This window comes from Kitasatospora sp. NPDC094016, from assembly GCF_040304045.1.
Lineage (GTDB): Bacteria > Actinomycetota > Actinomycetes > Streptomycetales > Streptomycetaceae > Kitasatospora.
In genome coordinates this window covers 77,549-97,098 of the sequence record NZ_JBEOUK010000017.1, presented here as the reverse complement: position 1 = coordinate 97,098, position 19,550 = coordinate 77,549, and the positions used below count along the sequence as shown (strand labels likewise).

Sequence of the window (19,550 nt, the reverse complement as noted above, 5' to 3'; positions counted from 1 at the left end):
CGTCACAGCCGAACCGTTCGCAAACCGGCTCAACCGCGGAAACGAACCCGAGGCGGCCCGAGGCGGCCCGAGGCGGCCCGGGTCGGCCGGTGACGGTCACAGGTCGCGCGGTCGGGGCCGACGGGCAGCCCGGTCACCGGTGCGGTGGCGGTTTTGCGAGACTGGAGCGGTGAGCAGCTCCCGTACCGACCAGTCCCGCGCCGCCCAGCCCCGAGTGGTCTGCATCGTCGGCGCGACCGCCGCCGGCAAGTCCGACCTGGCCGTCGCCATCGCCCGCAGCCTCGGCGGCGAGGTGATCAACACCGACTCGATGCAGCTGTACCGGGGCATGGACATCGGCACCGCCAAGCTCACCCCCGCCGAGCGCGGCGGCGTGCCGCACCACCTGCTGGACGTCTGGGACGTCACCGAGGCCGCCAGCGTCGCCGAGTACCAGCGGCTGGCCCGGGCCGAGATCGACCGGCTGCTCGCGGCCGGGCGCACGCCCGTCCTGGTCGGCGGCTCCGGGCTGTACGTCCGGGCGGCGATCGACGAGATGGAGTTCCCCGGCACCGACCCGGCGGTCCGGGCCCGGCTGGAGGCCGAGCTGGCGGAGGCCGGCCCGCACGCGCTGCACCGGCGGCTGGCCGAGCTGGACCCGGCGGCCGCGGAGGCGATCCTGACCGGCAACGGGCGGCGGATCGTCCGCGCGCTGGAGGTCATCGAGATCACCGGGCAGCCGTTCACCGCGAACCTGCCCGGCAACACCGCCGTCTACGACGCGGTGCAGATCGGGGTCGCGCTGCCGCGCCCCGAACTGGACGAGCGGATCACGCTGCGGGTCGACCTGATGTGGCGGGCCGGACTGCTGGACGAGGTGCGCGCGCTGGAGCGGGTCGGGCTGCGGGAGGGGCGGACGGCCTCCCGGGCGCTCGGCTACCAGCAGGTGCTGGACCACTTCGCCGGCGAGTGCACCGAGGACGAGGCGCGGGCCGAGACCGTCCGGGCCACCAAGCGCTTCGCACGCCGTCAGGAGTCCTGGTTCCGCCGCGACGGCCGGATCCACTGGCTGTCCCGGCCGGCCGGCACCGACCCCGTCGAGCTGCTGGAACGCTCCCTGGAGCTGATCGACCGTCAGGAGCGGTCGGCCGGGTAGGCGGGTTCCGGCCAATCCGGCGGTGCACCTGCGCGCGCAGGTGGCCGTGCAGGACGAACCGGCGGTCACGGCCCGATCACGTGATGGCCACGGATCACCCGTCGACGCCGGTCAGGCCCGGAACGCCCGTCTGGACATGCCATCATCGAAGGCGTAGGGGTCGGCCGCGCGGGCCGACCGTGCCCGACCGCGAGTCCGCTCGTGTCGAACTGTCAGGGGAGGCCGCGTGTCGACGGGTACCGGCCCCGAACCCGGCCAGAGCGGGAGTGTCACCGCACCGGCCGACGAGTCGACGAGGGGTGACCTCCCCGTGCTGACCGGCCTGGAGGCGCCCACCTCCTACGCGGTCGCACTGCCGGCCCTGGACAACCGCACCCCGGCGGGCGCGGTGCACGAGCGGGAGATCCGACCGCTGCGCCGGCTCCGCTGGTGGCAGACCCTGCCGATCGCCCTGCTGGGCATCCTCGGCTCGCTGATGTTCGCCTTCCCGCTCGCCTTCGGCTCGGCCGGGGCGCGCGCCACCATGGTCGGCATGCTCGGGCTGCTGCTCACCGCCGCCTCGGTCGGCTGGGGCGCGATGGCCGCCCGGCACGCCGGGTACAAGTGGCCGGGTCTGCCGCGCCGCGGCTCCGGGCAGCGGGCCGGCTGGAAGGCGATCGCGCTCTACACCCTGATCGCGCTGGTGGCCTGTGCGCTGGCCGTCTGGCGGGTCGCCTACCTGCGCTGATCCGTCGGCTGCCGGTGTCGGCTCCCCGGCTGCCCGCGCCGTTCCACCGGTCGGACCGCCCGGGTGGCCGGTGCGCCCGTTCAGTACCATCGGGAGGGTGAGCGCATCCTCCCCGCAGCCGGTCGGCGTCCCCTTCTTCAAGGGGCACGGCACCCAGAACGACTTCGTCATCGTCCCGGACCCGGACGGCGCGCTGGAGATCGGCCCCGCGGCCGTCGCCGCGCTGTGCGACCGGCGGGCCGGCATCGGCGGGGACGGGCTGCTGCGCGTGGTGCGCGCCGCCGCCGATCCGGCCGCCGCGGACCAGGCCGACCGGGCCGAGTGGTTCATGGACTACCGCAACTCCGACGGCAGCATCGCCGAGATGTGCGGCAACGGCGTGCGGGTCTTCGCCCGCTACCTGGTCGAGGCCGGCCTGGCCGAGCCCGGCGAGTTCGCGGTCGCCACCCGAGCCGGGGTGCGGACGGTGCGGGTCGCCGAGGACGCCGGGGACGGGACGCCCGGCGAGGTCACCGTCGACATGGGCCGGGCCCGGCTGCCCGGGCCGGACGGCGTCGAGGTCACGGTCGGCGCGCGGCGCTGGCCCGCGCTGAACGTCAACATGGGCAATCCGCACGCGGTGGCCTTCGTGGACAGCCTCGACCACGCCGGGGACCTGCTGTCCGCTCCGCTGACCAGCCCCGAAGGGGCCTACCCGGAGGGCGTGAACGTCGAGTTCGTGGTGGACCGCGGGCCGCGGCACGTCGCCATGCGGGTGTACGAGCGCGGCTCCGGCGAGACCCGCTCCTGCGGGACCGGCACCTGCGCCGTCGCGGTGGCCGCCATCCGCCGGGACGGCGTCGACCCGGCGGTCACCGGCGAGCCGGCCACCTACACCGTGGACGTGCCGGGCGGCCGACTGGTCATCACCGAGTACCCGGACGGCCGGATCGAGAAGACCGGCCCGGCGGTCATCGTGGCCGCCGGCGAGATCGACGCCCGCTGGTGGGCCGAACTGGGGCGTGTCTGACACGCCTGGGGCGCGGCTCGGACAGCTGACGGCCCGGTTTGCCCATTTCGCGTGGCGGTGAATCCGCCCGTTCGAGTGACGCGTGTCGCGGACGGGAAGCAAGGCATCGCGGAACGTGCTCTGCTCGGTAGCATGGACCACCGGGAAGGCGCCCCTCGGCGGGGTGGCGGCCGGTGATCGCTGCCGGAGGTGCGCCGATGACCATCGAAGCCGGGCAGTCCCTGACGGGGCAGCCGACGTCCGCACGGCAAGCCGGGGCCAGGCGGCCCCTGGGGGAGCTCGGCCGGGCCGCGCTCGGCCGGGCCGGGCGGGCCGCCCTGCTGGCCACCGGCCGGCCGCCCGTCCCGGACGCCCTCGAACCGCTCGTCCGGGTCCACCGGGAGCACCATCCGCAGGCCGACCTCGGCCTGCTCGCCCGGGCCTACCGCCTCGCCGAGGCCAGCCACCGGGGCCAGAAGCGCAAGAGCGGCGGGCCGTACATCACCCACCCGCTCGCCGTCACCATGATCCTGGCCCAACTCGGCGCCGGGACAACCACCTTGGTCGCCTCACTGCTCCATGACACCGTCGAGGACACCGAGTTGACACTTGATCAGGTGAGCGACGGATTCGGTCCCGAAGTCGCTTACCTGGTCGACGGGGTGACGAAACTGGAGAAGGTCGACTTCGGCGCCGCCGCCGAGGCCGAGACCTTCCGCAAGATGCTGGTCGCCACCGGCGACGACGTCCGGGTGATGGTGATCAAGCTCGCCGACCGGCTGCACAACATGCGCACCATCCGGCACATGAAGCCGGCCAGCCAGGTGCGGATCGCCAAGGTCACCCGGGACGTGCTGATCCCGCTGGCCGAACGGCTCGGCATCCAGGTGCTCAAGGCGGAGCTGGAGGACATCGTCTTCGCCACCCTGCACCCCGAGGAGCACGCCCGCACCCGGGCCCTGATGGCCGGTCACGAGGGCCGGCCGGACGCCCTGCTGGCTCCCTTCGCCCGGCTGCTGGCCCGCCAGTTGTCCGAGACCGGGGTGACCGCCGAGGTCACCGTCCGGCCCCGGCACTGCGTGTCGCTGCACCGGGTGCTGCTCAAGCGGGCCGCCGCGCCCGGCCCGGACGGGCGGCCGCAGGGGCCGCAGCCCGCCGACTTCGGGCGGCTGCTGGTGGTCGTCGAGGAGAACGCCGACTGCTACGCCGTGCTCGGCGAGCTGCACACCTGCTGGACGCCGCTGCCCGGCGAGTTCAAGGACTTCGTCGCCGCCCCCAAGTTCAACCTCTACCAGTCGCTGCACACCGCCGTGGCGCTCAGCGGCGGCACGGTCGTCGAGGTGCTGGTGCGCACCCGGCGGATGCACGAGGTCGCCGAGACCGGGGTGGTCGCGCTCGGCGACCCGGAGCCGGCCGGCGCCGTCCAGGACGCCGACGAACTCGACCGCACCGACCCGGCCCGGCCCGGCTGGCTCAGCCGGCTGCTGGAGTGGCAGCAGGAGACGCCCGACCCGGACGCCTTCTGGTCCGCGCTCACCGCCGACCTGGCCGGCGACCGCGAGATCACCGTCGTGACGGAGAGCGGCGAAACGCTTCAGCTGAGGGCCGGCGCCACCTGCGTGGACGCCGCCTACCTGCTCGGCGAGGAGACCGGCCACCGGTGCATCGGAGCCCGGGTCAACGGCCGGCTCACCGCGCTCTCCACCGTCCTGCAGGACGGCGACCAGCTGGCCGTGCTCACCGAGGCCGTGCCCACCGGGACGGTGCTCACCGAGGACGGGCCGCGCCCCGCCGAACCCTCCGGGCCCGCGCCCGAGTGGCTCGCGCACGCCCGGACCCCGGCCGCCCGGCTGGCCATCGAACGCTGGCTCGCCGACCACCCGGCCCGGCTCCCGGCGGTGCGCACCGGCCCCTCCAGCGGCCAGCCCGCCCCTCCCGCGCACCGCACCACCGAGCGCCGGCCGGCCCCGGTCGCGGTGGCCGGCCGGCCCGGGACGCCGGTCCGGCTGGCCCGCTGCTGCACGCCCGTGCCGCCGGACGAGGTGACCGGCTACCCGATCCGCGGCGGGGCCGTCGCCGTGCACCGCACCGGCTGTCCGGCCGGGGAACGGATGCGCGCGGCCGGGCGCGCCGAGCTGGAGGTCCGCTGGCGGCCGGAGGGCACCCCGGCGGCCGGCCACCGGGCCACCCTGCGGGCCGAGGCGCTCAACCGGCCCCGGCTGCTCGCCGACCTCACGGCGGCCATCTCCGCCGAGGACGTCGGCATCGTCTCGGCCGAGGTCGAACCGCCGCAGGAGCTGCGGGTCCGGCACACCTACACCGTCGAACTGCCCGAGCCGGCCGCGCTGCCCGCGCTGATGCGGGCGATGCTCAAGGTCTCCGGGGTGTACGACGTCAGCCGGCCGCAGGCCCCGGACACCGGCGGGGCGCGCCACCCCGGGGAAAATGGGGATGACCGGTCCGCGCCGGGCGTGGGAGCATCATGGGGAATTCACGGCCGGTCCACGGCGTTCTCAGGGCACAGGAGCCCCGATGGCACCCGAGGACCTGAGGGGTAGCTCACCTCGCCCGGCGGTAACCGGGGCGGCAGCTGGGCAGACTCCGGGTGGGACCGCACAGAGCGGTCCCCACAGGCCATCCGCACCAGCGACCAAAGGACAGAATGACCTCCACGTCCGGCACCCGCGACCACGCCGACGCCCCGCGCCGCCTGAACGGTCTGCGGGCGGAAGCCCTCATGGACGAGGACCTCGCGGCCATCGACGAGGACCGCGGCCACCACCACTACGACGGCGACCAGTACGACCGCAGCGAGCGTGCCGCCCTGCGCCGCGTCGCCGGCCTCTCCACCGAACTCGAAGACGTCACCGAGGTCGAGTACCGCCAGCTCCGCCTGGAGCGCGTGGTGCTCGTCGGCGTCTGGACGGACGGCACCCTGGAGGAGGCGGAGAACTCGATGGCCGAGCTCGCCGCCCTCGCCGAGACGGCCGGCTCCCAGGTGCTGGACGGCGTGATCCAGCGCCGCGACAAGCCCGACGCGGCCACCTACATCGGCTCCGGCAAGGCGAAGGAACTGCGCGACATCGTCGCGGCCACCGGCGCCGACACCGTGGTCTGCGACGGTGAGCTCACCCCCGGCCAGCTGATCCACCTGGAGGACGTGGTCAAGGTCAAGGTCGTCGACCGGACGGCCCTGATCCTGGACATCTTCGCCCAGCACGCCAAGTCCCGGGAGGGCAAGGCGCAGGTCTCGCTCGCGCAGATGCAGTACATGCTGCCGCGCCTGCGCGGCTGGGGCCAGTCGCTGTCCCGGCAGATGGGTGGTGGCGGCTCCGGCTCGTCCGGCGGCGGCATGGCGACCCGTGGTCCCGGTGAGACCAAGATCGAGACCGACCGGCGCCGGATCCGCGAGAAGATGGCGAAGCTGCGCCGCGAGATCGCCGAGATGAAGAAGGGCCGCGACACCAAGCGCCAGGAGCGCAAGCGCCACCAGGTGCCGTCGGTGGCCATCGCCGGGTACACCAACGCCGGCAAGTCGTCCCTGCTCAACCGGCTCACCGGGGCGGGCGTCCTGGTGGAGAACTCCCTGTTCGCCACCCTGGACCCGACCGTGCGCCGGGCCCAGACCCCGAGCGGGCGGCTCTACACCCTGGCCGACACCGTCGGCTTCGTCCGGCATCTGCCGCACCACCTGGTCGAGGCGTTCCGCTCGACCATGGAGGAGGTCGCCGACGCGGACCTCATCCTGCACGTGGTCGACGGCTCGCACCCCGAGCCGGAGACGCAGCTGGCCGCCGTCCGCGAGGTCATCGTCTCGGTCGACGCGCAGAACGTGCCGGAGATCGTGGTGATCAACAAGGCGGACGCCGCCGACCCGCACGTGCTGCAGCGCCTGCTGCGCCGCGAGCCGCACGCCATCGTGGTGTCGGCCCGCAGCGGCGAGGGCATCGAGGAACTGCTGAAGCTCATCGACGACGAGCTGCCGCGTCCGGCGATCGAGGTGCGGGCCCTGGTGCCCTACACCCAGGGCGGGCTGGTCTCCCGGGTGCACGCCGAGGGCGAGCTGCTCGGCACCGAGCACACCGGCGAGGGCACACTGCTGCACGCCAAGGTGCCGGCCGAGCTGGCCGCCGAGCTGGAGCGCTACGCGGTGGCGCTGCAGGTCTGAGGCTCCGGGCCGACGAAGGGCCCCCGGACGTGACCGTGATGCCGTCGGGCATCGCGCGATCGTCCGGGGGCCTTTTCGCGTGCGGGGCTGTTCGGGGGATGGTCCGGGTGTGCGGGTGTGCGGGTGTGCGGGTGTGCGGGCTACTTCACGTTCTTGGCGAAGTAGTCGAAGGCCTGCTTCGCCTGGTCCTGGAGCGAGGGGCCGGCCAGGTACCCGGGCGGATTGCGGCTGCCGATCGCGGTGACGCTGATCAGGTTGGGCTTGCCGTCCTTGGTGATGAACCAGCCGCCGCCGCCGGAGCCGCCGGTCACGGCGCAGCCGGTGACGTACATCGGCGGGCGGCTCCGGTCGGGGGAGAGCCTGGCCGGCGGGACCGGGGACTCGCAGCGGGAGAGCTCCAGACCGTCGGACGGCCGATCGGTCGGGTAGCCGTAGGCGGCCGCCGAGCCGATCTGCTCGCGCGGCGCGTTGAACCAGACCGGGACGGAGCCGCCGACCGCCTCCTCCAGCGACGCGCCGGAGCCGCCCTCGCCGCGCACCCGGATGATCCCGTAGTCGTACTGGTGGTGGGCGCCGACGCCGCCCTCCCCGAGCCAGGTCGGCGACACCAGCGCGCGCACCGCCACCCACCGGCCGTACGGGGCCGCCTGCTGCTCGGTGAGCGGTTTGCCGCGGGCCGCCTGGCCGTCCCGGTTGAAACCGGGCACGAAGGTGATGTTCCGCAGCCAGCCGCCGCCCTTGCCGTCGTGCAGGCAGTGCGCGGCGGTGTAGACGAGGTTGCTGCGGCCCGGGTTGGCCGGGTCGGAGACCACCGTCGCGGAGCAGGCCGCGTCGCCCTGGGGCGTGGTGACGAAGAGCCGGCCGACCACGGCGGTGGCCGGGCCGTACGGGTGCGGCTGCGGCGTGGCCGCGACGGCCGCGGGCGGGGCGTCCGGCCGGTCGCCGTCCGGTGCGGCGGTGAGCGGGTACTCCGGGGTGGGCCGTCCCTTGGCGGCGGCCATCCGGGTGGTCGACCAGAAGCCCGGGGCCACCTCGTTGGCGAAGCCGCTGCCGGAGACGAACCGGGCCCAGTCCTCCACCTTCCAGCCCGTCAGGTCGCCCAGGCTGGTGGGGGCCGAGGTGGGGAGGGCGGGCGGCGGTGCGGCCGCCGCGGCGCCGGAGCCGTCCGGCCCGCAGGCCGTCGCGGCGAGCGCGAGCACGGCGAGCACCGCGGCGCCGGTCGGTCCGGATCGGCGCCGCGGTCCGCGGCCGGTGTGCTTCGGCATGCTGCATCGTCCCCCGGGGGCGGCCTCCGCCGCCCGTACGGCTTGGTCCGGTCCGGCCGGAAAGGGCTTACGGCTTCTTGGAGATCCAGTCCAGAGCCTGCTTGGCGACCGTCTCCAGGTACGGGCCGCTCAGCGAGGTGTGGTCCTCGGTGCCGATGGACGTGTTGCTGACCAGGGCGGTCTTCCCGTCCGGCATGGTGGCGAACCAGCCGCCGCCGCTGGAGCCCTGGGTCATGTTGCAGCCGATCGTGAGCATCGACGGGCGCTTGGCGTCGAACGACAGCCGGGTCGGCTTGCCGCCGTCGCACTTGTACAGCTCCTGGCCGTCGAACGGCTTGTAGAGCGGGTAGCCGACCGCCGCGACGGACACCTTGTCGCGCGGGGCGTCGAACCAGACCGGGACGGCCGAACCGACCGTCTCCTCCAGCGACTTGCCGGAGTCGTTCTGGTTGTGCACCCGCATGACGGCGAAGTCGTACTGGTTCGCGGCGTCACCGGTGCCGCCGCCCTCGACCATCCACTGCGGCGAGGTGGTGACCAGGTCGGCCCACCAGGTGCCGAGCGGGGCCAGTTCGGACAGCGGGGCCTTCTTGCCGCCGCTGGAGGCGCCCGAGTTGTTGTAGGCGGGCACGAAGACCAGGTCCTTGAAGAAGTCGCCGCCCTTGCCCGCGTGCACGCAGTGGCCGGCCGTCCAGACCAGGTTGCTCTTCCCCGGGTGCTGCGGGTCGGTGATCACCGTCGCCGAGCAGTTGCCCCGACCGCCCTGGGCGCTGAAGAACACCTTCCCGGACGGCTGCTTGGTGTACGGGCGGGGCACCGGCACGGCCTTGACCACCGGCGGGTCCGGGTCCGTCACGCCGTTGTCGGCGGCCGGCTTGGCGGTGGGCGGGGCCGGATCGGCGGGCTTGGAGTCGCCCATCTTGTCCGGGTTCCAGAAGTCCTTCACCACCGGGTTGTTGAAGACGTGCTTGGACGCCCACGAGTCCCAGTCCTCGAACTTCCACTTCTTCAGGTCGTCCCAGGACTTCGGCAGGCCCTCCAGCAGACTGGTCGGGATGCCCGACGGGAGGGTGATCCCGCCGATCACGCCGCCCCCCGGGGCGGCGGCGCTGGACGCGGGCGGCGGCGCGGCGCTGCCGCCCCCGTCGCCCGCCGGGCCGTCCGGCCCGCAGGCGCTCGCCGCGAGCAGCGTCCCCGTGACGAGGGCGACGGCCATGGCTGACCGGTGGATCGATGGCATGTGTGCGCTTCCCCCTGTGCTCGATCGGGCTGTCGTGCGGCGACTCGCCGCTGTGGAGTCTTCCACCGGTCACCAGGACGGCGGCGGCCGCCCCCCGGGTTGCGGCCCTGACCGGAGGTCACCGATCCGTGACGTGGCCCCGGCCGGTCCGTCGGCCCAGCAGGGCCCCGCGCGCCGGACGCGGACAATCCCCGATCTTCACCCGGACGAGTGAGCAGACCTTGTGATCACCCGTCAGGGATAGGTAACCCTTACCTGACGCGACGGTGCGAGCGCCCGCCGATCCTCTCCACCACCCGTGCGCGTCCGCACCCCCACGCGCCCCAAGGAGCAGCCTTGAGCACCGCCCTCACCGGAGCCCCGCCCGCCCCGCTGCTGCACGCGGACCGGTCGGCCGAGCCCGATCCGCTGCTGCACCCGGACCCCGCCGTCGCCGCCGAACAGGCCGCACTGGAAGCCCTGCTGCGCTGCTGGACGCGCGAGACCGGCGCCCGCCCGGGCCCCGACGGCCGGCTGCGGATCGCCGTCCTCGGCGGCGCCGCCCGGCTCTCCGCCCCCGTCCGCTACTGGTCGCCCGGCGGCTGGCACCGGTTCGGCCCCGCCGTCCTGTCCGCCGGGGAGGGCACCGCCGACGCCCCCGTGGACGCCGTCACCACCGCGGCGCTGCTCGCCGCCGCGGCCGCCGACCGCCCCGACCCCGGGCAGGTCGCCGATCTCGCCGCCCGGGTCGCCGACTCGGTCGTCCGCACCGCCGACATCCTCGCCCACCGCCGCACCGCCGCCCCCGTCGGCGGCCCGGAACGCTCGCACTTCCTCGCTGCCGAACAGTCCCTGCTGCTCGGCCACCCGCTGCACCCCACCCCGAAGAGCCGCGACGGCCTCGGCCCGGCCCAGAGCGCCGCCTACTCGCCCGAACTGCACGGCTCCTTCCAACTCCACTGGTACGCGGTCCACCGCGACCTGCTCGCCGCCGGCTCCGCCCTCACCGAGAGCGCCGACCGGATCACCGCGGACCTGCTCGGCGACCACGCCGCACTGCCGCCCGGCACCGCCGCCCTGCCGCTGCACCCCTGGCAGGCCCGCGAACTCGCCCACCGCCCGGCCGTCGCCGCCCTGCTCGCCGACGGGCTGCTGCACGACCTCGGCCCGGCCGGCGACCCCTGGCACCCCACCTCCTCGGTGCGCACCGTCTACCGCCCCGGCACCCCCTGGATGCTCAAGCTCTCGCTCGGCCTGCGGATCACCAACTCCCGCCGGGAGAACCTGCGCAAGGAACTCCACCGCGGCCTGGAGGTACACCGGCTGCTGGAGAGCGGCCTGGCCGCCGAATGGCACCGCGCCCACCCCGGCTTCGACATCGTCCGCGACCCGGCCTGGATCGGCGTCGACCACCCCGCCCTCGGCGACCCGGGCGGCCTGGACACCGTGCTGCGCGCCCAGCCCTTCGCCCCCGCCGACCGCGCGCTGTGCGTCGCCGGGCTGGTCGCCGAACAACCGCTCGGCACCGGCGACACCGTGCCGTCCCGGCTCGGCGACACCCTGCGGGCGCTCGCCGTCCGCTGCGGCCGTCCGCTGCGGACCGTCGCCGCCGAATGGTTCCTGCGCTACCTGGACGCCGTCGTGCTGCCCGTCCTCTGGCTGGACGGCACGGCCGGCATCGCCCTGGAGGCGCACCAGCAGAACAGCCTCGTCCTGCTCGACGCCGACGGCTGGCCCAGCGGCGGCCGCTACCGCGACAACCAGGGCTACTACTACCGGGAGAGCGCCGCCGACCAGCTCACCGCGCGGCTGCCCGGGCTCGGCGAGCACAGCGACACCTTCCTGCCCGACGAGGTGATCGACCACCACTTCGCCTACTACCTCGGCATCAACCACGTCCTCGGCCTGGTCGGCGCCTTCGGCAGCCAGGGGCTCGCCGACGAGACCGTGCTGCTGGCCGGGCTGCGCCGCTTCCTGGCCGGCCCGCGGGCCGCCGCCACCGGCTCGGCGCTGCCCGGGATGCTGCTCGACGCGCCCACCCTGCCGTGCAAGGCCAACCTGCTCACCCGGATCAACGGCCTGGACGAACTGGTCGGCCCGGTCGCCACCCAGTCCGTCTACGTGGACGTCCCCAACCCGCTGGCGGGCGCATGAGCCTGCTCGACGACCCGCCGGGATGGGGCGCGATCCCCACCCCGGCCGGTGAGTTCCGGCTCAGCCCGGTCCGGCTGCCCGCCGACCTGGACCTGCTCGCCGGGTGGATGAACGACCCCGAGATCGCCGCGTTCTGGCAGCTCGCCGGGCCGCGCGACGCCACCGAACAGCACCTCCGGGCCCAACTCGACGGCGACGGACGCAGCGTGCCCTGCCTCGGCCTGCTCGACGGCGACCCGACGAGCTACTGGGAGGTCTACCGCGCCGACCTCGACCCGCTCGCCCGGCACTACCCGGCCCGGCCGCACGACACCGGCGTCCACCTCCTGCTCGGCCCCGCCGGGAGCCGCGGCCGGGGCCTCGGCGCCGTCCTGCTGGCCGCCCTCGCCGAGCGGATCCTGCGGCAACGGCCCCGCTGCGAACGGGTCGTCGCCGAACCGGACGTCCGCAACCGGCGCTCCGTCCGGGCCTTCGAACGGGCCGGATTCCGGCTGGACACCGAACTCGACCTGCCCGACAAGCGCGCCGCCCTGATGGTCCGCGCCCGCGTCCCCTTCCTCGCCTAGGACACCCCCGTGGACACCCCAGCACCCCAGCCGCCGTACGACCTGCTCGGCGTCGGCATCGGCCCCTTCAACCTCTCGCTCGCCGCGCTCGCCGCGCCCGTCCCCGGCCTGCGCACGCTCTTCTGCGACCAGCGCCCGGAGTTCCGCTGGCACCCCGGCATGCTGGTGGACGGGGCCCGGATGCAGGTGCCGTTCCTCGCCGACCTGGTCTCCCTCGTCGACCCGACCAACCCGTGGTCCTTCCTCAACTACCTGCGCGACCAGGACCGGCTCTTCCCGTTCTACTTCGCCGAGCGCTTCCAACTGCCCCGCCGCGAGTACGACCACTACTGCCGGTGGGCCGCCGAACGCCTCGCCAACTGCCGCTTCGGCACCGAGGTCACCGCCCTGCACTGGGAAGCCCCGCACTTCCGGGCCGAGCTGACCGACACCGCGACCGGGCGGCGGACCGAGGTGCACGCCCGCAACCTCGCCCTCGGCGTCGGCACCCGGCCCGTCCTGCCCGAGGCCTTCACCGCCCTCGACGGCCACCCGCGCGCCTTCCACAGCGCCGACTACCTGGACCGCCGCGGCGACCTCGCCGGCGCCCGGGACATCACCGTGGTCGGCAGCGGGCAGTCCGGCGCCGAGGTCTTCCTCGACCTGCTCCGCCGCCACGACGGCGACGGCGTCCGGCTGCGCTGGCTCACCCGGACCAGGGCGCTCGCGCCGATGGAGTACTCCAAGCTCGGCCTGGAGCACTTCACCCCCGACTACACCCGCTACTTCCACAGCCTGCCCGAAGCCGTCCGGGACGCGCTGGTCGCCGCCCAGTGGCAACTCCACAAGGCCGCCAGCGCCGAAACCCTCGCCGAGATCCACGACCACCTCTACGAACGCACCATCGGCCGCCCGATCGACACCGCCCCGGTCGACATCACCCCCGGCACCGCCGTCACCGAAGCCCACCCCGGCCCCTGCGGCGGCCTCGAACTGCACTGCCGGCACGGCGACTCCGGCGCCGAACACGTCCTGCGCACCGATGCCGTGGTGCTCGCCACCGGCTACCGGGCCGCCCGGCCGGCCGCGCTCGAACCGCTCGCCCGGCTGATCGACTGGGACCGGGACGGGCGCTACCGGGTCGACCTCGACCACCGGGTCGCCACCCGGCCCGAACTCACCGGCGGCCTCTACGTCCAGAACGCCGAACTGCACACCCACGGCGTCGGTACCCCCGACCTGGGGCTCGGCGCCCACCGGGCCGCCGTGATCCTCAACGCCGTCACCGGCCGGACCGTCCACCGGCTGCCCGCCCGCACCGCCTGGACCGGCTTCGCGCCGCCCGGGACCGCCCCCGCCGCGGGCGGCGCCGCCGCTGCCGCCGCTGCCGCCGAGAGCACCCCCACCGAGAGCACCCCCACCGTCCCCCGTCCCCAGGAGCTGACCCGTGCCGCAACCGTCGGCCGCTGAACCGCCGTTGTACCTGCCCCCGCACCTGACCGCCGGGCACTGGCGGCGGGCCGGGCGCGCCCTGCTGGCCAAGATGCTCGGCGAGTTCGCCTACGAGGAACTGCTCACGCCCGTCCGCGCCGCCACCGACGGCGAGTACCTGCTCTGGCTGCCCGAGGCCGAGTACCGCTTCACCGCCCGCCGCGGCGCGTACGGAAGCTGGCGGGTCGACCCGGAGTCGGTCCGCTGCTCCGACCCGGACGGCCTCGACCCGCTGCGCTTCCTCCCGCACGCCCGGCACACCCTCGGCCTGCGCGGCGAGACCACCGGCCACCTCATCCGCGAACTCACCGCCACCCTGACCGCCGACGCGCACCAGCTCGCCACCGCGCTCACCGCCGCCGAACTCGCCGACCTCGACCACCCCGCCCTGGAGGGCCGCCAGGACGGCCACCCCTGGATCGTCCCCAACAAGGGCCGGATCGGCTTCTCCGCCACCGACGCCGCCCGCTGGGCCCCGGAGGCCCGCACCCCGCGCCCGCTGCCCTGGATCGCCGTCCACCGCCGGCTCGCCGAGTACCGCGGCGTGCCCGGTCTGGAGCGGCCCGAGCAGCTGTACGCCCGCGAACTCGATGACCCGGACGCGCTGCGCGCCGCCCTCGGCCCGGCCGCCGACGACTACCTGCTGCTGCCCGTCCACCCCTGGCAGTGGGACGAGACGATCGTCCCGCTGTTCGCGCCCTGGATCGCCTCCGGCGAGATCGTCCCGCTGCCCTCCGACGGCGACCCACGGCTGCCCCAGCAGTCCATCCGCTCCTTCTTCAACACCGCCCACCCCGAGCGCTGCACCGTCAAACTGCCGCTGTCCGTCCTCAACACCCTGGTCTGGCGCGGCCTGCCCACCGAACGCACACTCGCCGCGCCCGCCGTCACCGCCTGGATCCACGGCCTGCGCGACGCCGACCCGTACCTGCGCGACGAGTGCCGGGTGATCCTGCTCGGCGAGATCGCCTCCGTCACCGTCGACCACCCGCTCTACCGCGAGCTGCCCGAGGCCCCCTACCAGTACAAGGAACTCCTCGGCGCGATCTGGCGCGAACCCCTCGGCCCCTTCCTGGCCGGCGGCGAACGTGCCCGCACCCTGGCCGCCCTGCTGCAGACCGGCTCCGACGGCCGGGCGCTCGCCGCCGAACTGATCACCCGCTCCGGGCTCACCCCCGCCGCCTGGACCGGCCGGCTGTTCGGCGCGGTGCTGCCGCCGCTGCTGCACTTCCTCTACCGGTACGGGCTGGTCTTCTCCCCGCACGGCGAGAACGCCATCGTTGTCTTCGACGAGCACGACGCGCCGACCCGGCTCGCGGTCAAGGACTTCGTCGACGACGTCAACCTCAGCGACCAGGACCTGCCCGAACTGCGCGACCTGCCCGCCGAGGTCGACGACGTCCTGCTGCGGGACGGCCCGCAGGGGCTCTGCCAGTTCCTCCACTCCGGGCTGTTCATCGGCGTCCTGCGCTACCTCGCCCCGCTGCTGGAGGCGCAGACCGGGCTGCCCGAGGCCGAGTTCTGGGCCCTGCTGCGGGCCGAGATCCGCCGCTACCAGGAGCGTTTCCCCGGCCTGGGCGAGCGCTTCGAGCTGTTCGACCTGTTCCGGCCGCGGATCGACCGGCTCTGCCTCAACCGCAACCGGCTGCTGCTCGACGGCTACCAGGACCGCCCGCACCGCCCGCACGCCGCCCGTTACGGGACCGTCCCCAACGCCCTGGTGACCCTGGAGGCGGATCTTCCCGGGCGACGGAGCCGGATTGTCACCCCCGCCCCGTAGGCTGGGAGGGTCATGACGAACGACTCCGAAACCCAGCTCCCCGGCGAGACCGAGCTCCCTGGCGAGGACGGCGGCGCCGCCGCCGACGTCGAGGAAGCCGTCGCCGTTCCGCGCTCCCGCATCCCTGACCTGCTGCACGCCGCGGTGGCGGCCGTCGGCGGCGTCGAGCGCCCCGGTCAGGTCCGGATGGCCGAGGCCGTCGCCGACGCCGTCGACAACGCCGAGCACCTGCTCGTCCAGGCTGGCACCGGCACCGGGAAGTCCCTCGCCTACCTGGTGCCCGCGCTCGCCCACGGGGACCGCGTGGTGGTCGCGACCGCCACCCTGGCGCTGCAACGCCAGCTCGTCGAACGGGACTTGCCGCGTACGGTCGAGGCGCTGCACCCGGTGCTGCGCCGCCGCCCGCTGTTCGCGATGCTCAAGGGCCGCTCCAACTACCTGTGCCTGCACCGGGCCAACGAGGGCACCCCGAGCGACGAGGGCGAGGGCCTGTTCGACGCGGCCGAGGCGCTCGGCGGGCCCGCCAGCAAGCTCGGGCAGGACGTGCTGCGGCTGCGCGAGTGGGCCGACGAGACCGACACCGGGGACCGGGACGACCTCAGCCCCGGCGTCTCCGACAAGGCCTGGGCCCAGCTGGCGGTCACCTCCAAGGAGTGCCTGGGCGCCACCCGCTGCGCGTACGGGCAGGAGTGCTTCGCCGAGAAGGCCCGGGAGCGGGCCAAGCTGGCCGACGTCGTGGTCACCAACCACGCGATGCTCGCGATCGACGCGATCGAGGGCGCGCCGGTGCTGCCCGAGCACGGGCTGCTGATCGTCGACGAGGCGCACGAACTGGTCAACCGGGTCACCGGCGCGGCCACCGCCGAGCTGACCGTCGGCGCGGTCAACCGGGCGGTCAAGCGGGCCGCCCGGCTCGCCAACGAGAAGGCCGTGGACGCCTTGCAGGCCGCCGCCGAGAACTACCACGGCCTGATGGAGACCGCCCAGCCCGGCCGGGTCGAGGAACTGCCCGAGTACCTGGCGTACGCGGTCACCTCGATCCGGGACGCCGCCCGCCAGGTGATCAGCTCGCTCGGCGAGACCCGCGACAAGGGGCTCAGCGACGAGGACGCCGTCCGCAAGCAGGCGATGGCCTCCGCCGAGTCGCTGCACGAGACCGCCGAGCGGCTGCTGGAGGACTCCGAGTACGACGTGGTCTGGATCGAGCGCAGCGACCGCTTCGGCATGGGCACCGGCTCGCTGCGGGTCGCGCCGCTCAGCGTGTCCGGGCTGCTGCGCGAGGGCCTCTACAAGGAGCGCTCGGTGGTGCTCACCTCGGCCACCCTCAAGCTCGGCGGGGACTTCAACGGCGTCGCCGCCTCCGTCGGCCTGCCCTCGGACTCCCGGCTGCCGGACCAGCGCACCCCCGGGGACAATCCTTCGGCCGGTTCCGGTTCCGGTTCCGGTTCCGGTTCCGGCTCCGGGTTCGGGTTCGGGTTCGGCGAGGACGCGGTGCCGCACTGGCGCGGCATCGACGTGGGCTCGCCGTTCAAGTACCCCAAGCAGGGCATCCTGTACGTCGCCCGGCATCTCACGGATCCCGGCCGCGACCCCGAACGGCCGGACATGCTGGACGAGTTGGCGGAGCTGATCGGCGCGGCCGGTGGGCGCACGCTGGGCCTGTTCTCCTCGATGCGCGGCGCCCAGACGGCCGCCGAGGCGCTGCGGGAGCGGCTGGACAACCGGATCCTGCTCCAGGGGGAGGACACCCTGGGCGAGTTGATCCGGGAGTTCGCCTCGGACGCGTCCACCTGCCTGTTCGGCACGCTCTCGCTCTGGCAGGGCGTGGACGTGCCCGGCTCGGCCTGCCAGCTGGTCGTGATGGACCGCATCCCGTTCCCCCGGCCGGACGACCCGCTGATGAGCGCCCGCCAGAAGGACGTCGAACAGCGCGGCGGGAACGGCTTCATGGCCGTCGCGGCGACGCACGCGGCGCTGCTGATGGCGCAGGGCGCCGGCCGGCTGGTGCGCGCGGCCGAGGACCGGGGCGTGGTCGCGGTGCTCGATCCGCGGGTGGAGACCAAGCGGTACGGGAGCTTCTTCCGCTCCTCGATGCCGGAGTTCTGGTACACCACGGACCGCAACCAGGTGCGCCGCTCGCTGGCGGCGATCGACGCCTCGGCGCCGCCGGTCAAGCCGGTGGTGAAGCGGGGCTGAGCGGTGCGGTGATCCGGGGTTCCGTCCGGCCCCCCGGGGCGGGCCCGGAAGCCCCCCCGGAGACGCCGGAGGGGCTCCCCGCGACCGCGCGGTGGAGCCCCTTCCCGCTGGGTGCGCGCGAGGCGTCAGAGGCGGCGCAGGACCGCGACGACCTTGCCCAGGATGGTGGCGTTGTCGCCGTTGATCGGCTCGTACGCCGGGTTGTGCGGCATCAGCCAGATCCGGCCGTCCTCGCGCTTGAGCCGCTTGACCGTGGCCTCGCCGTCGATCATCGCGGCCACGATGTCTCCGTTCTCGGCGACCGGCTGGCGGCGCACGGTGACCCAGTCGCCGTCGCAGATGGCCGCCTCGATCATCGAGTCGCCGCGCACGGTGAGCGCGAACAGTTCGCCCTCGCCGACCAGCTGGCGGGGCAGCGGGAAGACGTCCTCGACCGTCTGCTCGGCCAGGATCGGGCCGCCGGCGGCGATCCGACCGACCAGTGGCACGTACGAGGTGGACGGCCTGCCGGCCGTCTCGGCGGTGTTCGGGCGGGCGACCTCGACGCCGCGGACCTCGTAGGCGCGCGGGCGGTGCGGGTCGCGGCGCAGGAAGCCCTTGCGCTCCAGGGCCATCAGCTGGTGGGCGACCGAGGAGGTGCTGGACAGGCCGACGGCCTGGCCGATCTCGCGCATGGACGGCGGGTATCCGCGACGCTGGACGGAGTCCCGGATGACCTCGATCACGCGGCGCTGGCGCTCGGTGAGACCGGCCTCGTCGGTACGGATGCCGGGGGGGCGGCCGGGCAGCGCGCGGGTGGGCGCCTGGTGGGCGTCGTCGATCGCGGGGGAGTGTTCGATCGGCTGGTCGGGAACGCGGCCCGTGCTGGAAAGGGCCGGGCCGGAGAGGCGCTGGTCTTCGCTACGGTCCATGCTGATGTCCACGCTCTGCTGATTCGTGGTGCGCTGCCCCACCTTGAACTGGGAGTGTTCCTGCACCGGGATGGTGTTGCTTTCGATGGTGTTCACGGCGGCCCCTCTCGACGGCTGTCCTCTCCCCTTTTCCAGCCCAACGCCCCTCCTATCGAAAGGTTGCGCCAAACACACGTTCGAGTGAATTATTCGAGAGTTGGCTGACTCGATCAAGGCTTTGCTGTACATCGAGACCGTGCATCGAGTAAATGTTCGATCGGATCTCGACTCCGGCAGTCTAATCGGTGCCGACACGCCAGGGGTGTCGCTTCCCCCGGAGACCTACATCTAGTGGCTACAGTCCTCTCCGTGCCCAGTACTAGTGGTTACGGCGCATGATCAGCTTGCCGAGGCCGGGGTCGCATCGCATAGACTCAACAGGTCCGCACGTCCTGCCAGGGAGGGATCCTCAGGTGCACTGCCCCTTCTGCCGGCATTCCGACAGCCGTGTTGTCGACAGCCGGACCAATGAGGACGGCAGCTCGATCCGCCGTCGTCGGCAGTGCCCGGACTGCGGCCGCCGCTTCACCACCGTGGAGACGGCCGCGCTGATGGTCATCAAGCGCAGCGGGGTCACCGAGCCCTTCTCCCGGGAGAAGGTCATCACCGGCGTCCGCAAGGCCTGTCAGGGCCGCCCGGTCACCGAGGACGCCCTCGCCCAGCTCGGCCAGCGGGTCGAGGAGTGCGTGCGCGCCACCGGCAACGCCGAGCTGACCACCCACGACGTCGGGCTGGCCATACTCGGCCCGCTCAAGGAACTCGACGTGGTCGCCTTCCTGCGCTTCGCCAGCGTGTACCAGGCGTACGACGGACTGGAAGACTTCGAGGCCGCCATCGCGGAACTCCGCGCCGAACGGCCCGTCCCCGAGGCGGACGGCACCTGCGTGCCCGTCGCCGCCGCCGCGCCCTAGGAGGCGCCGGCACCCGGCCCC

Annotated in this window: 14 protein-coding genes; 11 read left to right on the top strand and 3 right to left on the bottom strand. The window is 74.0% G+C overall.

Translation table 11 applies throughout. The features are described from left to right. Nucleotides 1-169 precede the first annotated feature (169 nt). From miaA to hflX, 5 genes are all read left to right on the top strand, one after another. Nucleotides 170-1,135, top strand: a complete 966-nt coding sequence (gene miaA, locus ABT015_RS18360) for a tRNA (adenosine(37)-N6)-dimethylallyltransferase MiaA (protein ID WP_350880165.1) — start codon at nucleotides 170-172, stop codon at nucleotides 1,133-1,135. Nucleotides 1,136-1,361: 226 nt separating this feature from the next. Further along, nucleotides 1,362-1,862: a hypothetical protein gene (locus ABT015_RS18355; protein ID WP_063349335.1), complete on the top strand. Its 501-nt coding sequence runs from the start codon at nucleotides 1,362-1,364 to the stop codon at nucleotides 1,860-1,862. A gap of 97 nt (nucleotides 1,863-1,959) precedes the next feature. Continuing rightward, nucleotides 1,960-2,871 carry a diaminopimelate epimerase gene (gene dapF, locus ABT015_RS18350; RefSeq protein ID WP_350880162.1) on the top strand — a complete coding sequence of 304 codons (912 nt, stop codon included), beginning with the start codon at nucleotides 1,960-1,962 and terminating at the stop codon, nucleotides 2,869-2,871. A gap of 197 nt (nucleotides 2,872-3,068) precedes the next feature. Beyond that, entirely contained in the window at nucleotides 3,069-5,408 is a 2,340-nt protein-coding gene (locus ABT015_RS18345; protein ID WP_350880160.1) for a RelA/SpoT family protein, read from the top strand. 104 nt (nucleotides 5,409-5,512) lie between these two features. After that, a complete protein-coding gene (hflX, locus tag ABT015_RS18340; RefSeq protein ID WP_350880158.1) occupies nucleotides 5,513-7,018 on the top strand; it encodes a GTPase HflX in 1,506 nt (501 codons plus the stop codon). Nucleotides 7,019-7,158: 140 nt separating this feature from the next. Here the strand turns inward: hflX and ABT015_RS18335 are convergent, their stop codons facing one another. Then, on the bottom strand, nucleotides 7,159-8,283 hold the full coding sequence (locus ABT015_RS18335; protein ID WP_350880156.1) for a trypsin-like serine peptidase: 1,125 nt from the start codon (nucleotides 8,281-8,283) through the stop codon (nucleotides 7,159-7,161). A 67-nt stretch (nucleotides 8,284-8,350) separates the two neighbouring features. Next, nucleotides 8,351-9,523 carry a trypsin-like serine peptidase gene (locus ABT015_RS18330; protein ID WP_350880154.1) on the bottom strand — a complete coding sequence of 391 codons (1,173 nt, stop codon included), beginning with the start codon at nucleotides 9,521-9,523 and terminating at the stop codon, nucleotides 8,351-8,353. Nucleotides 9,524-9,859: 336 nt separating this feature from the next. Between ABT015_RS18330 and ABT015_RS18325 the strand changes: the two genes are divergently transcribed. Genes ABT015_RS18325 through ABT015_RS18305 form a run of 5 tightly spaced genes read left to right on the top strand, consistent with a single transcriptional unit; the run spans nucleotide 9,860 to nucleotide 17,668 of the window. Then, nucleotides 9,860-11,656: an IucA/IucC family protein gene (locus ABT015_RS18325; protein ID WP_502897344.1), complete on the top strand. Its 1,797-nt coding sequence runs from the start codon at nucleotides 9,860-9,862 to the stop codon at nucleotides 11,654-11,656. Then, complete coding sequence (locus ABT015_RS18320; protein WP_502897343.1) at nucleotides 11,548-12,222, top strand: GNAT family N-acetyltransferase; 675 nt, start codon at nucleotides 11,548-11,550, stop codon at nucleotides 12,220-12,222. Before ABT015_RS18325 ends, ABT015_RS18320 begins: the two co-directional genes overlap by 109 nt. A gap of 9 nt (nucleotides 12,223-12,231) precedes the next feature. After that, nucleotides 12,232-13,671, top strand: a complete 1,440-nt coding sequence (locus ABT015_RS18315) for a lysine N(6)-hydroxylase/L-ornithine N(5)-oxygenase family protein (RefSeq protein ID WP_350880150.1) — start codon at nucleotides 12,232-12,234, stop codon at nucleotides 13,669-13,671. Then, nucleotides 13,649-15,472 (top strand): IucA/IucC family protein, encoded by a 1,824-nt coding sequence (locus ABT015_RS18310; RefSeq protein WP_350880148.1) that lies wholly within the window; start codon nucleotides 13,649-13,651, stop codon nucleotides 15,470-15,472. The genes ABT015_RS18315 and ABT015_RS18310 overlap by 23 nt, the downstream gene beginning before the upstream one ends. Before the next feature lie 12 nt (nucleotides 15,473-15,484). Further along, nucleotides 15,485-17,668, top strand: coding sequence for an ATP-dependent DNA helicase (locus tag ABT015_RS18305; RefSeq protein ID WP_350880146.1), 2,184 nt, complete (start codon nucleotides 15,485-15,487; stop codon nucleotides 17,666-17,668). Between the two features lie 125 nt (nucleotides 17,669-17,793). On the opposite strand, the gene lexA is transcribed toward ABT015_RS18305, so the two are convergent. Then, complete coding sequence (gene lexA, locus ABT015_RS18300) at nucleotides 17,794-18,675, bottom strand: transcriptional repressor LexA (RefSeq protein WP_380336391.1); 882 nt, start codon at nucleotides 18,673-18,675, stop codon at nucleotides 17,794-17,796. Between the two features lie 356 nt (nucleotides 18,676-19,031). On the opposite strand from lexA, the gene nrdR reads away from it, so the two are divergent. Continuing rightward, nucleotides 19,032-19,529: a transcriptional regulator NrdR gene (gene nrdR, locus ABT015_RS18295; protein WP_063349343.1), complete on the top strand. Its 498-nt coding sequence runs from the start codon at nucleotides 19,032-19,034 to the stop codon at nucleotides 19,527-19,529. Nucleotides 19,530-19,550 lie beyond the last annotated feature (21 nt).